Origin of the sequence: Acinetobacter sp. AHP123 (assembly GCF_023757925.1) — a bacterium.
GTDB classification, from domain to species: Bacteria; Pseudomonadota; Gammaproteobacteria; order Pseudomonadales; family Moraxellaceae; genus Acinetobacter; species Acinetobacter oleivorans.
Genome location: NZ_CP092454.1, coordinates 1,912,752 through 1,928,153 on the forward strand (window position 1 = coordinate 1,912,752; position 15,402 = coordinate 1,928,153).

Annotated in this window: 16 protein-coding genes and 1 tRNA gene; 9 read left to right on the forward strand and 8 right to left on the reverse strand. The window is 38.0% G+C overall.

Features of this window, described 5'->3' with window-relative positions:
* The first annotated feature begins 39 nt into the window (after positions 1–39).
* On the forward strand, positions 40–915 hold the full coding sequence (gene hchA / locus MJX77_RS09255; protein ID WP_252061261.1) for a glyoxalase III HchA: 876 nt from the start codon (positions 40–42) through the stop codon (positions 913–915).
* Positions 916–928: 13 nt separating this feature from the next.
* Here hchA and MJX77_RS09260 read toward each other — a convergent pair.
* Positions 929–1,001: transfer RNA gene (locus MJX77_RS09260), tRNA-Arg, on the reverse strand.
* A 313-nt stretch (positions 1,002–1,314) separates the two neighbouring features.
* On the opposite strand from MJX77_RS09260, the gene MJX77_RS09265 reads away from it, so the two are divergent.
* On the forward strand, positions 1,315–1,569 hold the full coding sequence (locus MJX77_RS09265; protein ID WP_100192981.1) for a TIGR03643 family protein: 255 nt from the start codon (positions 1,315–1,317) through the stop codon (positions 1,567–1,569).
* Positions 1,570–1,654: 85 nt separating this feature from the next.
* On the opposite strand, the gene MJX77_RS09270 is transcribed toward MJX77_RS09265, so the two are convergent.
* Positions 1,655–1,837 (reverse strand): DUF2256 domain-containing protein, encoded by a 183-nt coding sequence (locus MJX77_RS09270; protein WP_425331691.1) that lies wholly within the window; start codon positions 1,835–1,837, stop codon positions 1,655–1,657.
* Positions 1,800–3,323, reverse strand: coding sequence for a cryptochrome/photolyase family protein (locus tag MJX77_RS09275; RefSeq protein ID WP_252061262.1), 1,524 nt, complete (start codon positions 3,321–3,323; stop codon positions 1,800–1,802). Before MJX77_RS09275 ends, MJX77_RS09270 begins: the two co-directional genes overlap by 38 nt.
* Positions 3,324–3,611: 288 nt before the next feature.
* Between MJX77_RS09275 and nudC the strand changes: the two genes are divergently transcribed.
* Positions 3,612–4,391 carry an NAD(+) diphosphatase gene (gene nudC / locus MJX77_RS09280; RefSeq protein WP_252061263.1) on the forward strand — a complete coding sequence of 260 codons (780 nt, stop codon included), beginning with the start codon at positions 3,612–3,614 and terminating at the stop codon, positions 4,389–4,391.
* 96 nt (positions 4,392–4,487) lie between these two features.
* Here nudC and MJX77_RS09285 read toward each other — a convergent pair whose 3' ends face one another.
* Positions 4,488–5,843 carry an amino acid permease gene (locus tag MJX77_RS09285; RefSeq protein WP_004885437.1) on the reverse strand — a complete coding sequence of 452 codons (1,356 nt, stop codon included), beginning with the start codon at positions 5,841–5,843 and terminating at the stop codon, positions 4,488–4,490.
* Between the two features lie 377 nt (positions 5,844–6,220).
* On the opposite strand from MJX77_RS09285, the gene prpF reads away from it, so the two are divergent.
* The 3 genes from prpF (at position 6,221) to MJX77_RS09300 (ending at position 8,908) form a co-directional block, all read left to right on the forward strand.
* Positions 6,221–7,408 (forward strand): 2-methylaconitate cis-trans isomerase PrpF, encoded by a 1,188-nt coding sequence (prpF, locus tag MJX77_RS09290; protein WP_252061264.1) that lies wholly within the window; start codon positions 6,221–6,223, stop codon positions 7,406–7,408.
* Between the two features lie 160 nt (positions 7,409–7,568).
* Positions 7,569–8,480 carry a polyprenyl synthetase family protein gene (locus tag MJX77_RS09295; protein ID WP_252061265.1) on the forward strand — a complete coding sequence of 304 codons (912 nt, stop codon included), beginning with the start codon at positions 7,569–7,571 and terminating at the stop codon, positions 8,478–8,480.
* Between the two features lie 59 nt (positions 8,481–8,539).
* Positions 8,540–8,908: an MmcQ/YjbR family DNA-binding protein gene (locus tag MJX77_RS09300; protein ID WP_252061266.1), complete on the forward strand. Its 369-nt coding sequence runs from the start codon at positions 8,540–8,542 to the stop codon at positions 8,906–8,908.
* 69 nt (positions 8,909–8,977) lie between these two features.
* Here the strand turns inward: MJX77_RS09300 and MJX77_RS09305 are convergent, their stop codons facing one another.
* The 4 genes from MJX77_RS09305 to MJX77_RS09320 all read right to left on the reverse strand — a co-directional run bounded on the left by MJX77_RS09305 (position 8,978) and on the right by MJX77_RS09320 (position 12,037).
* The gene (locus MJX77_RS09305) at positions 8,978–9,832 is read right to left on the reverse strand and encodes an SPFH domain-containing protein (RefSeq protein ID WP_252061267.1); all 855 of its coding nucleotides are present in this window, start codon (positions 9,830–9,832) and stop codon (positions 8,978–8,980) included.
* A 28-nt stretch (positions 9,833–9,860) separates the two neighbouring features.
* Positions 9,861–10,322: an NfeD family protein gene (locus MJX77_RS09310; protein WP_004789340.1), complete on the reverse strand. Its 462-nt coding sequence runs from the start codon at positions 10,320–10,322 to the stop codon at positions 9,861–9,863.
* Between the two features lie 104 nt (positions 10,323–10,426).
* Positions 10,427–11,344 carry a patatin-like phospholipase family protein gene (locus MJX77_RS09315; RefSeq protein ID WP_252061268.1) on the reverse strand — a complete coding sequence of 306 codons (918 nt, stop codon included), beginning with the start codon at positions 11,342–11,344 and terminating at the stop codon, positions 10,427–10,429.
* A gap of 66 nt (positions 11,345–11,410) precedes the next feature.
* A complete protein-coding gene (locus MJX77_RS09320; protein WP_252061269.1) occupies positions 11,411–12,037 on the reverse strand; it encodes a lysophospholipid acyltransferase family protein in 627 nt (208 codons plus the stop codon).
* 128 nt (positions 12,038–12,165) lie between these two features.
* Here MJX77_RS09320 and MJX77_RS09325 point away from each other — a divergent pair, with 128 nt between their 5' ends.
* The 3 genes from MJX77_RS09325 (at position 12,166) to MJX77_RS09335 (ending at position 15,262) form a co-directional block, all read left to right on the forward strand.
* The gene (locus MJX77_RS09325) at positions 12,166–13,425 is read left to right on the forward strand and encodes an MFS transporter (RefSeq protein ID WP_252061270.1); all 1,260 of its coding nucleotides are present in this window, start codon (positions 12,166–12,168) and stop codon (positions 13,423–13,425) included.
* A gap of 73 nt (positions 13,426–13,498) precedes the next feature.
* Complete coding sequence (locus MJX77_RS09330) at positions 13,499–13,690, forward strand: hypothetical protein (RefSeq protein WP_034591627.1); 192 nt, start codon at positions 13,499–13,501, stop codon at positions 13,688–13,690.
* A gap of 273 nt (positions 13,691–13,963) precedes the next feature.
* Entirely contained in the window at positions 13,964–15,262 is a 1,299-nt protein-coding gene (locus tag MJX77_RS09335; protein WP_252061271.1) for a DcaP family trimeric outer membrane transporter, read from the forward strand.
* The last annotated feature ends 140 nt before the right edge of the window (positions 15,263–15,402 follow it).

Below are 15,402 nucleotides of genomic sequence, written 5' to 3' on the forward strand. Positions count from 1 at the left end.
TATTATTTCTTTCCATATTGATGAAAAAGGATAGTAACAATGAATACCGCAAATATTGATGATAAAAATCCTACTCCAGATTTGGCTGAAGATAATGCCTTTTTCCCATCACCTTATTCACTAAGTCAATATACTGCTCCTAAAACCGATTACGATGGCACGACTTATTCAACGCCGTATGCGGGCAATAAAAAAGTTTTAATGATTGCAACTGATGAGCGTTACATCCAGATGCAAAACGGTAAGTTCTTTTCAACAGGCAACCATCCAGTAGAAATGCTTTTGCCAATGTTCCATTTAGATAATGCTGGTTTTGAAATTGATGTCGCGACACTTTCAGGTAATCCAGCCAAGCTTGAAATGTGGGCAATGCCAAAGCAAGAACAAGTGGTATTAGATACTTTTCATAAATATGCAGATAAATTAAAAAATCCGCTAAAACTTGCCGATATTTTAGAAAATGCAGTGGGGAAAAACTCACCATACGCAGCTGTATTTATTCCGGGTGGGCATGGTGTTTTAGCTAAGATTCCACATAGCTTGGATGTCAAAAAAGTTCTGAAATGGGCAGTTGAACAAGACAAATTTATTATTACTTTATGTCATGGTCCAGCTTCGTTATTGGCTGCGGCAGTAGATGAACAACCTGAGAATTATATTTTTAAAGATTATCAAATTTGTGTATTCCCTGATTCATTAGATAAGGGGGCAAATATTGATATCGGTTATATGCCAGGAGCTTTACCATGGCTAGTCGGTGAGAACCTTGAAAAACTCGGTGTGAAGATTTTGAACACTGGCATTACAGGACAATGTCATAGAGATCGTAAATTATTAACAGGCGATAGTCCGCTTGCTTCTAATAATTTAGGAAAACTTGCAGCTGAAACGTTGCTGGCTGAAGTGAAGGATTAAGTGATTCAATATGTGCGCCCTGCGGGACTCGAACCCACGTCGGTCGCTTAGGAGGCAACTGCTCTATCCAGTTAAGCTAAGGGCGCATAATTTTATGATTATAAACAAAAAAGCGATTGCTAAGGCAATGGCTTTTTTCATGTTTTAGGTATTAAAAATTTTGTCATAGTGGTTAATAAAAAGTTAAACTACTCAAAGGTTTTAGAATTGTTTATGTCTTATATAAAAAATAGAGTTTATTAAGCAAAAAAATCACAAAAAATTCATGTTTGCCTTTCTATGATCTGAAGCAAAACACGAAAACATTCAAAGCAAGCAATCGGGTAAGTGAAGCTATTTCCGAAAGGTTGTTTGTTAAAGAATCCGACTTGGCTACGACATAATTTAAAAGGGCATAACATGAAAAAAATTGATGAACAGGACTTATCTAGAATTATTGAAATGGCATGGGAAGATCGAACACCATTTGAAGCAATTGAGCGAGAGTATGGCTTGCGTGAAAGTGAAGTTATTCGTTTAATGAGATATAACTTAAAATTGAGCAGTTTTAAACTCTGGCGCAAGCGTATGGCAGGGCGTAAAACCAAGCATCAGCAATTACGTTCACCAGAAGTTGAAAGAGCTTACTGTTCTCGTCAGTATAAATATGCGTAAGACCATCAAATATAATCAATTGAAAGACAACTGATTCAACAATGAAGAGTAGTGTTGAATCAGTGAAAACAATCGCGTGAAATATTTACTTATTTGAGCGAGCCTGTCGTTTACATCTTTCAGAGCAATATTTTACTTCTTCCCAGCAACGCTCCCATTTCTTTCGCCAGTCAAAAGGTCGTTGACAATAGACACATATTTTCTGGGGTAGATGCTGTTTTTTCATGATCTTAAAGCTCATCAAGTTGATGAATAAGTAACTTTGCATGCTGCATGACAGAAGCTTTATCTTTCATACGATCAAGGTTTTTATAGACCATCGCCATTCTGGTATTTTGACGAAATATGGCCTCATGCTGGCTCATAAAATACCAATACAAGCTGTTAAATGGACAGCTGTCTGGTTCAGTTTTGGTTTTGACGTTATATGTACAGTGCTGACAATAATTTGACATTTTATGTATGTAATTACCTGATGCAGCATAGGGTTTACTTGCCATGATGCCGCCATCTGCATACATCACCATGCCTAAAGTATTCGGTAATTCGACCCATTCATAAGCATCTACATAGACAGCTAAATACCATTCGCAAATTTCTGATGGATTTACACCAGCTAAAAGCGCAAAGTTGCCTGTAATCATTAAACGCTGAATATGGTGAGCATAGCCATGTTCAAAGGTATTTCTGAAACACTTGGCCATACATGCCATTTTTGTATCACCTGTCCAGTAATATTGTGGCAGCGGCGTGGTGGCATGAAGGGTATTTTGATCGCTATAGTCAGGCATAGACAACCAATAGATTCCACGCACATATTCCCGCCATCCTAATATCTGACGAATAAATCCTTCTACTGCATTTAAGGGGGCCTGTCCGTTGTAATAGGCTGTTTGAGCAGCGTCACACACCTCTTTTGGCAATAACAATCCACAATTTAAATAAGGCGAGAGCAGGCTATGAAACATAAAATCTGAACCATAAACCAGAGCATCTTGATAATCGCCAAAGTGGGGGAGGTTGTTAGAAATAAAATGGTCTAAAGCAAGCAAGGCATTTTGACGGGTTGTTGCCCATTGAAAGGAATTGAGATTGCCGATATGTTGAGAAAATTCTTTCTTGACCAGTTGAATAACATCTATATCAATTTGATCATGCTCAAAGGTTAATGTTGATGGCAAAGGTGGATCGCCTGACCATGCTTTTCGATTGGCTTGATCAAAGTTCCATTGCCCGCCTACGGGTTGTTGGTCATGCATTAAATAGTGAGTTTGCTTGCGCATTTCTCGGTAAAAGTATTCCATCCTTAGCGTTTTATATTTGTTTGCCCATTGCTTGAATTGTTCTACGGTACAAAAGAAGCGATCATCTTCTAAACAAATAACAGGTAGTTTTAGTGAGTTAGCCCATGAACTTTCGATTTCATGCTGTAAGCGATACTCACCACATTGGGTAATGATGAGAGTATTTGCCGAGAAGTGTTGCTGCTGCAAAGCAATAAAGTCGACTAACTTTTTTATATGACTTTCGCGCTTAAATGTGTGATAACGGATTTTCCAGCCTTGTGCTTTTAATTCTTTTGCAAAGTGCCGCATTGCACTAAAAATCAGCGCTATTTTTTGTGGATGATGAGCAACATAAGATGTTTCCTCAAGTACTTCAGCCATCAAAATAATGTCTTCATTCTGGTTTAAATACTTGAGCGTTGCGAGTTGGTGATTTAATTGATCACCCAGAATTAAACCAAATCGCATATTTTTGCTTCATGAGATGGAACTAAAACTAGTCTAAGTTTTCAGAGATCAATTTTATGTGAAGCAGTGCTTCTAAGTTCATCATTGGTCAGTTAGCTATAAAGTCATAGATATAACTTAAAAGCATAGCATGTGTGAATAAAATGTTATTTTAATCAAAAAGATACAAATTAAATAAATTGAAGATGTTTGCCAGTATGCGTAAGATTTTTGAAAAATATGTTTTAAGTCTGATCCTTTTGAAGGAGCTATAGAGGTCGTCGAAAGGTTCTTCACTCGAGTATATAAATGGATATCAACAACCTTCCTATTGCTTATATTTTTCAGCAGCAACAACTTTTGGTTGATGCGAATTTTAATTTGCCTTGCCTTAAACAGCAGGAACATGATTTACATATACAAGCAGACCCTCAAGTAATAGCAAGAGATTTCCAAGAAGGTGAACCTATACCAAATGGATATCAGTTCATATCGATTCGCCAACTCTTACAGTATTGGACTAAACCGCAGTTTGAACAGGCGAGTCGTGCTTTTCAGTTACTAGAGTGGCGACGTAATCATCAGTTTTGTAGCCGTTGCGGACATAAAACCCAGCAGCATAAGACTGAATATTCTATGACTTGTCCTGCATGTAATTTTAGTCAATATCCTAGAGTTAACCCTTGTGTGATTACTATTATTACGCGTGGTGAGAACGAGATTTTGCTGGCTAAAAATGCCAGAAATACGGGCCAGATGTACAGTTTAATCGCTGGCTTTGTAGAGGTAGGGGAAACCTTAGAAGATGCTGTGCGACGTGAAACCTTAGAAGAAGTTGGATTGCACATTAAGAGTATTCAGTATTTGGCGAGTCAACCATGGCCATTTCCGAGTAACTTAATGTTGGCCTTTAAAGCTGAATATGAAGCGGGCGAAATTGAAATTCAGGAGAAAGAGCTCAGTGATGCTCAGTTTTTCAAATTTGATGAATTACCCGAAATACCATTTAAAGGTAGTATTGCGCATGCAATGATTATGCACGTTATTCATGGCACACCTGTGGCTGATGATACGAAACATTGGCTCTAAACAGATATCACTATAAAACTTTAATCTTATCGTCTTACACAAAAAAGCCATTGTCTAGACAATGGCTTTTTTGTGTTTTAAGTACAAGCGTTCAGATTATTGTTCTTTAGCATTAAGTACTTTAAACAAAATAAACATAAGAACGATCCAGATTGGAATCATCATCACTGATTCTTTAAAGCCTTGGCTCCACATGATGTAGAGTACAACAGCAATGAAACCTAAAACCAAATAGTTACTAAATGGTGCCCAAAGTGCAGGGAAGTGAGTTTTTTGACCGAGTTTTTTCATTGCTGATTTAAACTTAAGGTGAGTCATACTGATCATCGCCCAGTTTAATACCAATGCTCCAACTACAATGTACATTAAGTGGCTTAGTGCATTTTCAGGTACAAAGTAATTTAAAAGAACACAGCCAAAAATGAGTAATGCAGACAACAAAACTGCTGGTACAGGTACACCTTGTTTATTTACTTTCTTGAAAATTTTAGGCGCATTACCTTGTTGAGCTAAACCGTAAAGCATACGGCTATTGGCAAACATCCCACTGTTATAAACAGAAAGGGCAGCGGTTAAAATAATAAAGTTAAGTAAGTGTGCAGCCCAACCAATACCCATTTGACTAAAGATCATAACAAATGGACTTTTATCGAGACCGCCAAGGTCTAATTGGTTCCATGGCACTAATGAAAGTAAAATTGCCAATGAACCGATATAGAAAATCAAGATACGGAAAACAACTTGGTTAATTGCTTTTGGAATGGTTTTTTTCGGATCTTTTGCTTCTGCCGCAGCCATACCAATCAGTTCAATACCACCAAAGGCGAACATCAAGAAAGCCAACATGTAGAACAGGCCACTAAAGCCATTTGGAAAGAATCCACCATGTGTCCAAAGGTTGCTAAATGAAATGCTTGAGCCTACATCTGCTGTAAATAGCAAATACAGTCCAAAAACAATCATTGAGATAACCGCAACAACTTTAATAATAGCGAGCCAGAATTCGGACTCACCATAAAATTTGACGTTTGTTAGGTTAATTGCCGTAATCACGACAAAGAAAAATAAGACAGACGTCCACGCTGGAATATGAGGCCACCAATAATTAATATATTTGGCTACCGCAGTAAGTTCGCTCATCGCGACCAGAACGTAGAGTATCCAATAATTCCATCCAGCTAAAAATCCGGGAAATTTACCCCAATATTTATAAGCAAAATGGCTGAACGATCCTGCAACAGGTTCTTCAACAATCATTTCTCCCAGGTGGCGCATAATTAAAAAAGCGATTAAGCCACCAATGGCATATCCTAAAATAATGGATGGTCCCGCAGATTGAATCACTTGCGCCGAGCCTAAAAATAATCCGGTACCAATTGCTCCACCCATAGCAATTAATTGGATATGTCGATTTTTTAGTCCTCGTTGCAGTGTAGAAGATTCGTTGGTCAAAGGTCTTCACTCACTATGAATAAGTAAATTATTCTAATAGATGGATTTATTTTAGCCTAGACTACAAATTAACAAGCAGTGACTGAAAAGTAACACTAAAAAATATTTAAAATCATTAACTTGCTTTTAATAATTCAAAAATGATTGAAAAATATTCTAAAAATATATTTTTTGATAGACTCTTTTTTTCATGATTTTGCTTAATTCGGTCATTGCGAGCATGAATCTAAATTCTCAAAATATGCTCGCGTCAATACGATTGATGTATAAAGCAGATCGCTATCTCTTGGCCTTAAAACAATTTAAGATGCAGAGAAGGGTAAACAAGAATGCTTGTTTTGATATAGAAGAACATAATAGTAAGGATAACAGTTGATATGAGCTCAGTACCGCAAATTAAAATTCCAGCAACTTATATGCGTGGTGGAACCAGTAAAGGTGTCTTTTTTAAGCTTGATGATTTGCCGGAAAAAGCCCAAGTTGCAGGACAAGCAAGAGATCAGCTCTTACTACGTGTCATAGGTAGCCCTGACCCATATGGAAAACAAATTGATGGGATGGGCGGAGCCACTTCTAGTACCAGCAAAACAGTTATTCTCGCTAAAAGTACTCAGCCAGATCATGATGTTGATTATTTGTTTGGTCAGGTTTCAATTGATCAAGCTTTTGTAGACTGGAGTGGTAACTGCGGTAATTTAACCGCTGCTGTTGGCTCTTTTGCGATTTCAAATGGCTTGGTTGATGCAGATCGTATTCCAGAAAATGGTCTATGCACGGTTCGAATCTGGCAAAAAAATATTCAAAAAACCATTATTGCGCATGTGCCTATCACCAATGATCAAGTTCAAGAAACTGGTGATTTCGAACTTGATGGAGTGACGTTTCCTGCTGCTGAAGTTCAAATTGAGTTTTTAGATCCAGCCGATGATGGCGAAGAAGGCGGTGATATGTTCCCTACAGGGAATGTCGTTGATGAATTAGATGTTCCTGAGATTGGCAGTTTTCAAGCCACATTTATTAATGCAGGTATTCCAACCATTTTCTTAAATGCAGAAGATTTAGGATACCAAGGTACGGAGCTGCAAGATCATATTAATAGTGATGCAACTGCGCTGGCACGTTTTGAAAAAATTCGTGCGTATGGTGCGGTACAGATGGGCCTAATTAAAGATATTTCAGAAGCGGCTGCACGTCAGCACACACCAAAAATTGCTTTTGTTTCTAAACCGAAAAACTATACAGCTTCAAGCGGTAAGGACGTTTCAGAAAACGATGTTGATTTACTGGTTCGTGCTTTGTCGATGGGTAAATTACACCATGCGATGATGGGAACAGCAGCAGTGGCGATTGGCACGGCTGCCGCCATTCCGGGCACATTAGTAAATTTAGCAGCTGGCGGTGGTGAACGTGAAGCAGTGCGTTTTGGACATCCTTCTGGAACATTACGTGTTGGTGCTCAAGCTGAACTTGCAAATGGCCAATGGGTGGTAAAAAAAGCCATTATGAGTCGTAGTGCACGTGTCTTAATGGAAGGTTGGGTACGCGTTCCGGGCGACAGTTTCTAAAAGTTATTTAAATGAAAGAGCCTCTCTACTATAGAGAGGCTCTTTTGCATGTGACATCCATAACTCATCACGCACTTTTCACAGCGAATCGTGTATGATGTAACACACGAATGTTTCATAACATTTAATAAAATTTCTCTACTGATTTTACGAGGCGACTGTGTCATCACTCTCTCAAGTTAATGCGGATGTTTTAAAACAAGCTCAACAACGTATTCAACAAGATTTATTGACGACACTCGCCGCATTTTCAATTCCTGAACCTTTAAAAAGCGCAGTACACCATGCAGTTATGCTTGGTGGAAAACGTGTGCGCCCAGCTTTGTGTTACGCCACAGCTTCTTTACAAGACAATCCAAATTTTGCGGCTGCTCGCCGTGCGGCGGTTGCAGTTGAACTTATTCATTGTTATTCGCTAGCGCATGATGATTTGCCTTGTATGGACAATGATTTACTTCGTCGTGGTCAGCCAACGTGTCATGTAGCATTTGGTGAAGATACCGCTTTACTTGCAGGTGATATTTTACAGTCGATGGCTTTTGAAGTTTTAGGTAGCCGTTTGTTTGATGAACAAGGGCAGGGAATTGATGCTGCAATTGTCTTAAAGCAAATTCAAATTTTAGCAACAGCCAGCTCTAAAATGGTTTGTGGACAGGTGTTAGACCTACAAGCTGAAGCTAAGCAAATTTCTCAAGATGAACTAGAAAATATCCATCGTAATAAAACGGGTGCGCTTATTCAGGCTGCCATTATGATGGGTGCAGTGACAATTTTCTCTGGAACAGATCAGGCAATTCCGAAATTGCGTCAATACGGACAAGCGATTGGACTGGCTTTTCAGGTGCAAGATGATATTTTGGACATTACCTCAAGCACTGAAACTTTGGGTAAAACTGCGGGTAAGGATGAACAAGTACAAAAATCGACTTATCCTGCTTTAATGGGACTTGAGCAAGCACAGGTTTATGCAAAAGAGTTGCATGACCAAGCTTTTGAGGCTTTAGCGCATTTTGGTGAAAATGCAAAAGAGTTAGTTGAGATTTCACAGTTCCTTTTAGCCCGTACCAACTAATATAAAATCAAATTTATAATCCTGCTTGTATTCATATTTAATGAATAAAGGAGATAAAAATGAATGGTGATCAGCTCCACCAAGTTACGATAGATATTGCGCGTAATCTTCCTTTTAGTGAGCAAAGCCAACCCTTTGGCCCAGAATGCGACGTCTTTAAAATTTTAGAAAAGGTGTTTTTGTTAGTAGGGGAAGGAACGGGCACAAAAATGATTACTGTTAAATGTGACCCATATAGAAGTCAGGAATATCAGGAGCTTTATCCTTTTATTATTCCAGGGTATCACATGAATAAAAAACACTGGATTTCCATTACTCCACATAAAAACTTAACTCGGGATTTGCTTCAAGACTTGATTCGCGATTCTTATGACTTAGTTGTAAAAAAGCTACCGCTGAAAGATCAAAAAAGATTAAACAACCAATAATACTTAATATAAAAACGGCGACATGATTGTCGCCGTTTTTATTTCAATGACTTATTGAAAGCAATTAAATTAATTATGCTTTCCCATAATGCCACGAATTGTATTTAAAACATCGGCAGGTAACACAACAGTTTTGGCATTGCTTGATTTTGCCATCTCTTGCATTGCTTTTACATATTGTTCACCCAAAAGGTAAGCAACCGGAATCTCTTTATCGCCAACTGCACTGGTCACCATTTCAATTGCACGTTGAGAGGCTTCAGCTAAAACAACTTGAGCTTCTGCATCACGGCGAGAAGCTTCTAAACGACCTTCTGCACTTAAAATAGCAGCCTGTTTTTCACCATCGGCTTTAGTAACAGCAGCACGACGTTGACGTTCTGCGGCAGCTTGCTCTTCCATGGCAGCTTGCATGGTATGAGACGGTTGAATGTCCTGAATTTCGACTGTTTTTAAGGTGATACCCCAATCCGAAATATCATCAGAAATTGCAGCTTTGAGCTTCGCTTTAATATGATCACGTGAAGACAATGCATCATCTAGATCCATTTCACCCACAATAGAACGCAGTGAGGTTTGTACAAGGTTTTGAATCGCCCATGTATAGTTTTCAATACCGTAAACTGCTTTTTCTGGTGTGGTTAAATTAATATATGCCACAGCATTCATGAGTAATACAGCATTGTCACGTGTAATCACTTCTTGTGATGGAATATCTAACACAATATCTTTTGTGGTAATTTTATAAGCCACATCATCGATGTAGGGAATTACAAAATTAAGTCCCGGGTTAAGGGTGGTGTGATATTTACCTAAACGTTGGACAATCCATTTGTAGCCCTGAGGAACAATTCGAACCCCTTTAAAAATGGTAATAGCCACAAAAGCCAAAAAGGCTAAAACAATAATAGTACCGACTGGCATGAAAATACCCTCTCTTTATCTTTAATGTTTATGAAGTACCATGGGTTTGAACAATTAAGTCATTACCCGAAATATCAATAACTCTAACACGATCGCCTACTTTAACAGGGGTAGTGCTCCGACAATTCCACTCATCGGCTCCTAAAATAGGCATTGGAAAGCGAACAATAATTTGATCATGGTCTAGACCGGTTTGAATCACCATTCCAATTTGACCAATGGTTGCTTCACGGGGCAGTCCCGCTTTGGTTTTATCAATTGATAAGGGTTTAATAAATTTGAACCAAAGAATGGTACATAGTACTGATAGTATTATCCACAATACAATTTGTGTTGTGAGGCTAATATCTGGAAATAACCAATAGAGAATGCACACCATAATGGCGGCAATACCAAACCAGAGTGCGGCAAAGGCAGGTAGAATCAGTTCAGAAAGAATAAGTAAGATACCCAATACAAACCAGTGCCAAGGTTGTACAACAAACTCCATAAATCTGCTCTTTTATATATCTTTATGATGGGTAAAAGTGACTAATATCACTTTTACCACTGTAGCAGATGATAGGAAATGTGGATAGAAAAAAACCACTTCAATTAGAATTTAGAACGTGGCGCAGGCTTAAATGCTGCTGGAGATTTTTTGAAAGTTGCAATTGCAGTTTCAATTTGGCGAATTTGAGCTTGAGCAGCTTTTTCACCTTCCAAAATTGCCTGATTACTTGATTTGAGATCAAGTGTACCTAAATGACCCACTTTAGGCTGAATCACAACATTGGCTTGCTTGAGTTCTTCATTAATACTTTGTTGACCCATAATATTGATGGTTTGATCTAGTAATCCCCACATATTGGCTGGACGATTACCTGCTGGACGCGCTGAAATATCAACGGCAATCACAATATCTGCCCCCATATCACGAGCTGTTTTAACGGGAATTGGGCTAACTAATCCGCCATCAATGTATTTTTGATTGCCGATTGTGGCTGGCACGAACACATTTGGAATACTGCAAGAGGCGCGTACTGCTTGGCCTGCATTACCTTTAATAAAGTCTGCCTTTTGACCATTATCAAGACGAGTTGCCACAGCCGCAAAACGGATTGGGAATTTCTCAATCGGTTTATTGCCAACATTACGGTTAACGTAGTCTTGTAACTTTTGTCCAAGAATAATGCCTTGACGATTAAGCGTTAAATCACGGATATCAGACTCTTGTAATTTCAGAGCCAGACTTTGCAATTGATAAGGTGTTTGTCCACTCGCGTAGATACTTCCAACAAAGCTACCAGCGCTGGTACCCGTTACAATTTTAGGCTTAATTCCATGAGACTCTAAAACCTTGATCACACCAATATGTGAAAATCCTTTTGCTCCACCGCCACCTAAAGCAAGTGCAATCACAGGTTCACGGGCTTTAATTGAGGTAGTCGGCGTTGGTGTTTTGCTAAATTTATCACAGCCAAAGAGTGCTAGAGAGATAAATCCAATACTGGTAAATTGAGCAATTTTCATCTTTAAAAATAATCTATGTCGAGATAAATTAAGAAGGGCCATAAGACCAGATTCGCTCAATTTTTGCTAGGTTTTTTTCACTAGATTTTGTAAAGGTTCGGCAAGCCAATTGCGATTCTTGGGTGAGATTTTTCCTTTATAACGCTCAAAAATCTTGGCGAGATCTTCATCATAGTTACCACTTGGGTCTAAGTGACCTAAGCAGTGAATTGTCTTACGGTCATAATCAAAAGAAAACATCACAATGGGAATATTGGCTTTTGCGGCAATATGGTAAAAACCACTTTTCATTTTTTTTGCTTTTTTACGTGTGCCTTCGGGCGCCATCCCAATCCAGATCTTGTCATATTTTTGAATGGTTGCAACCACTTGTTCAGTAAGTCCATTGGCTGTATCACGTTTAACAGGAATAACGCCAGCCCAGTCTAATGCCCGCTTAAACGGTGGTTTAAAAAGGGCATCTTTACCTAATACTGTTATTTGGATACCTAATCCGAAAATCGCAAGAAAGCCATACCATCCATCAATATTGGAAGTATGAGGGGAAATAATCGCTACTGCTTTTGGCAAATTAGGAACTTCGCCTTCAATTGTCCAACCTTGCGCTAAAAAAAGTTTCTTAAATAGTGCCCGGCTTAAAGCAGTGCCACGTTGGGGTACCAAATCAGGTAAATTAGGGAAATGTTGATCCATATTTTTTTAAATTTTAACTTGTCCTAGTTTTATCTTAATCTTTTGAAATATATGCTTCATTGGCAAAATGTAAGAACAACATGACATTTGATGTTATTCCTCATTAAAGAAATAAAAAGTAGGTATATATGTTTCGGCAGCAAAATCTTTATCTTCTGCTATTTTCCTTATATTGGGCACAAGGGCTACCTGTCGGTTTTATGACCCATGCTTTACCTGTTATTTTAAGGGCACAAGGTGTGTCACTCGCTCATATTGGTGGTTTTGGGCTGCTTATGTTGCCTTGGTCAATTAAGATCTTTTGGGCGCCGTGGGTTGACCGACATGCACTTTCCCGTTTGGGGCACTATCGTAGTTGGATTTTACCTACGCAGTTTTTGACGGTAGCTGTGCTGTGTATTTTGTCTTTTTTCCCTATTCAGGCTTTAGACCAACCTCTTTATTTATTTGCTTTTTTTATTTCGCTTCTTTTAATGAACTTAACTGGAGCAACACAAGATATTGCGACCGATGCTTTGGCCGTTAATTTGTTAAAGCATGACCAGCAACATTGGGGAAATACATTTCAGGTGATTGGTTCCCGACTCGGTTTTATTGTCGGTGGAGGTGCCGTACTCTGGTGTTTAGACTGGTTAACATGGCAACCCACTTTCCTGTTATTAGCAGCCTTGGTGTTTTTAAATACTTTACCCGTTTTATTATTTAAAGAACCTAAACATGCAGCTTATTCAGGTCATCAACTTAAACCTAGTCAGCAAAATTTAGTCATAAAGATTAAAGCTTACTTGAGTTATTTCTCCCAAAATAAAGAGCTTCGTTCTTGGTTAGTTGTACTTATTACTTTTAAAGTAGCAGATGGTTTAGCTGGACCATTACTTAAACCTTTAATGGTCGATATGGGGCTAAGTTTTACTCAAATTGGTGTTTATATCACCATGCTTGGTGCAGTAGCAGCACTGGCAGGGGCCGCAATAGCTGGTGGAGTGCTTAAATACTTCTCTAGACCCACTACTTTAATTATTTTTTCAATATTTAAAATCATGAGTTTAGCGGCCTATGCCTATTTAGCTTATGCTTACGAACAGAAAATTCAACTCAATGTCTGGGCTATCTACACAGTCAATGCTTTAGAGGATGCATTCTCGGCAATGTTGTTGGTGGTTATGTTGACCTTAGTCATGCACTACAGTCGAAAAGAATATGCAGGTACGGATTTTACCTTTCAGGTTTCAGTCATGGCGACTGTGAGTGGGGGGCTTTATAGTTTGAGTGGTGTGTTTGGAGATGCTTTCGGTTATTTCCATTATTTGATAGCTATTGTCATTATTGGCACCGTTACTTTGCTCCCTATTTCTGTCTGGAAACATGCAAAACTACAAGAAAAATAATGTTAACTAAATGAAATAAAGAAATTTAATATCGATTAAGGAGTGATCTCGTCATTATCTACTACCTTTGTCTATGTTTTTAAAAATGTATGTTTTTAGCTATTTAAATGCTCTATTAATTGTGCCATCTTGTTTGGGTAGCAAATGGAAGCTAACTGGAGTAAAAATGGATTTCGTTAACAAGAAAAATCATGTGAATCAATTAAAATGGGTAGAAAAATGTTCAAGTAGATTGGATATTAGCCTAAAGTCTAAAAAAGAATAATGAAATAACGATTTAATCATTCTATAAGATAAGAGAGTTGTGTAGGATTCGTTACAACATGAAGTTAAGGTAAAAATCTGTAAGTCAAAGTAAGTTTTTTATGTCTTTGGTTATTGGTTTTGGTCTTGCATAACGTTGAAATTGGTTTTGGTTGCGGTAATAAAATTAATGTAACCAAAGTGGAGGAGAGTTGATTTTTTAGCCCCTTAATTTAATGGCGTAAATCAACTTGGCATGGATAGGCAACATAAAATATATTTTTTGGAGTTTTTGATGGATCTATTCCTTAATCGTAAATCTTTCGTTGTTAAAAGTTTAGCTCTTACAGTTACAGCTTTAATGATGAGTGGGGCACATGCTGCGACTTCCGACAAAGCGGAAATTCAACAGCTTCGTAAAGAAGTTGAGGCTTTAAAAGCTTTAATTCAACAACAAAGCCAAGTACAGCAACAACAACAGCAAGTACAGCAACAACAGCAAGTTCAACTCGCTGAAGTGAAAGCGCAACCAGTTGCTGCACCAGTTTCACCGTTAGCAGGATTTAAATCTAAAGCTGGCGCTGATGTGAACCTATATGGTTTTGTTCGTGGTGACGCTAACTATATTATTGAAGGTGCGGATAACGACTTTGGTAAAGTAGCTGATTCAAAAGGTGAGGCGAGTGATAAAATCCGTGCTACAGCGAAAACAACTCGCCTTGGTTTAGATTTTACTGCTCCAGTAAGTGATGCCAAAGTTGGTGGTAAAATTGAATTAGATTTTGCAAGTAGTGACAATAGCAAATCTGAAAACGTACGTATTCGTCATGCTTACTTAACTTATAACAACTGGTTGTTTGGTCAAACAACGTCTAACTTCTTGTCTAACCATGCGCCAGAAATGATCGACTTCTCGACAAACATTGGTGGTGGTACAGAACGTGTTCCGCAAGTACGCTATAACTACAAATTAGGTCCTACAACTCAATTGTTTGTATCGGCTGAAGAAGGTAATAGTTCATCAGCAGTAGCAACAGATGCAATTAAATATAGATTACCAGTATTGACTGCTAAAGTAACCCAAGGCTATGCAGATGGTAAAGGTTCAGCTTCAGCTCGTGCATTAGTTGAAAACTACAAGTCAGATATTGGTGATAATGACAAAACTGGTTGGGGTGTTGCTGTTGGTACGGACTTTAAAGTATCTGATCCTTTAAAACTCTTTGCTGATGCATCTTATGTTGTAGGTAACAGTAACTACTTATATGGTAGTAATAAGGCTTACACATTAGTAAATGGCGATATTGAACAAAATAAATTTGTAGCAGTACAAGTAGGTGGAACTTATAAGATTTTACCTAACTTGCGTTCAACTTTAGCATATGGTGCACAGTTCTCTGATGATGGCACTGAATACGCTACAGCAAATACCTCTGCTAATGAAAAAGTTCAACAAGCATGGCTTAACGTGATTTATACACCAGTTAAACCAATTGACTTAGGTGTTGAATACGTTAATGGTAAGCGTGATACCTTTGATGGTAAGTCTTACAAAGATAACCGTGTTGGTTTAATGGCTAAATATAGTTTCTAAGAACAATATTTAGTTAAAAATCAAAAAAGACGAGGTTAAATTTAACCTCGTCTTTTTATTAGAAAAATTTTGAAATAAGTATTTTTTAAGATTTATGTATTAGATCATTTTTTATTTAAGTCATTTTTAAGTTTCAATTT

Excerpts from the sequence above, each read along its gene's own strand:
- MJX77_RS09325 (WP_252061270.1), top strand. The coding sequence starts at position 12,166 with ATGTTTCGGCAGCAAAATCTTTATCTTCTGCTATTTTCCTTATATTGG.
- MJX77_RS09275 (WP_252061262.1), bottom strand. The coding sequence starts at position 3,323 with ATGCGATTTGGTTTAATTCTGGGTGATCAATTAAATCACCAACTCGCA.
- MJX77_RS09265 (WP_100192981.1), top strand. The coding sequence starts at position 1,315 with ATGAAAAAAATTGATGAACAGGACTTATCTAGAATTATTGAAATGGCA.
- MJX77_RS09315 (WP_252061268.1), bottom strand. The coding sequence starts at position 11,344 with ATGAAAATTGCTCAATTTACCAGTATTGGATTTATCTCTCTAGCACTC.
- hchA (WP_252061261.1), top strand. The coding sequence starts at position 40 with ATGAATACCGCAAATATTGATGATAAAAATCCTACTCCAGATTTGGCT.
- MJX77_RS09310 (WP_004789340.1), bottom strand. The coding sequence starts at position 10,322 with ATGGAGTTTGTTGTACAACCTTGGCACTGGTTTGTATTGGGTATCTTA.
- MJX77_RS09270 (WP_425331691.1), bottom strand. The coding sequence starts at position 1,837 with ATGCAAAGTTACTTATTCATCAACTTGATGAGCTTTAAGATCATGAAA.
- MJX77_RS09305 (WP_252061267.1), bottom strand. The coding sequence starts at position 9,832 with ATGCCAGTCGGTACTATTATTGTTTTAGCCTTTTTGGCTTTTGTGGCT.
- nudC (WP_252061263.1), top strand. The coding sequence starts at position 3,612 with ATGGATATCAACAACCTTCCTATTGCTTATATTTTTCAGCAGCAACAA.
- MJX77_RS09300 (WP_252061266.1), top strand. The coding sequence starts at position 8,540 with ATGAATGGTGATCAGCTCCACCAAGTTACGATAGATATTGCGCGTAAT.
- MJX77_RS09330 (WP_034591627.1), top strand. The coding sequence starts at position 13,499 with ATGTTTTTAAAAATGTATGTTTTTAGCTATTTAAATGCTCTATTAATT.
- prpF (WP_252061264.1), top strand. The coding sequence starts at position 6,221 with ATGAGCTCAGTACCGCAAATTAAAATTCCAGCAACTTATATGCGTGGT.
- MJX77_RS09320 (WP_252061269.1), bottom strand. The coding sequence starts at position 12,037 with ATGGATCAACATTTCCCTAATTTACCTGATTTGGTACCCCAACGTGGC.
- MJX77_RS09335 (WP_252061271.1), top strand. The coding sequence starts at position 13,964 with ATGGATCTATTCCTTAATCGTAAATCTTTCGTTGTTAAAAGTTTAGCT.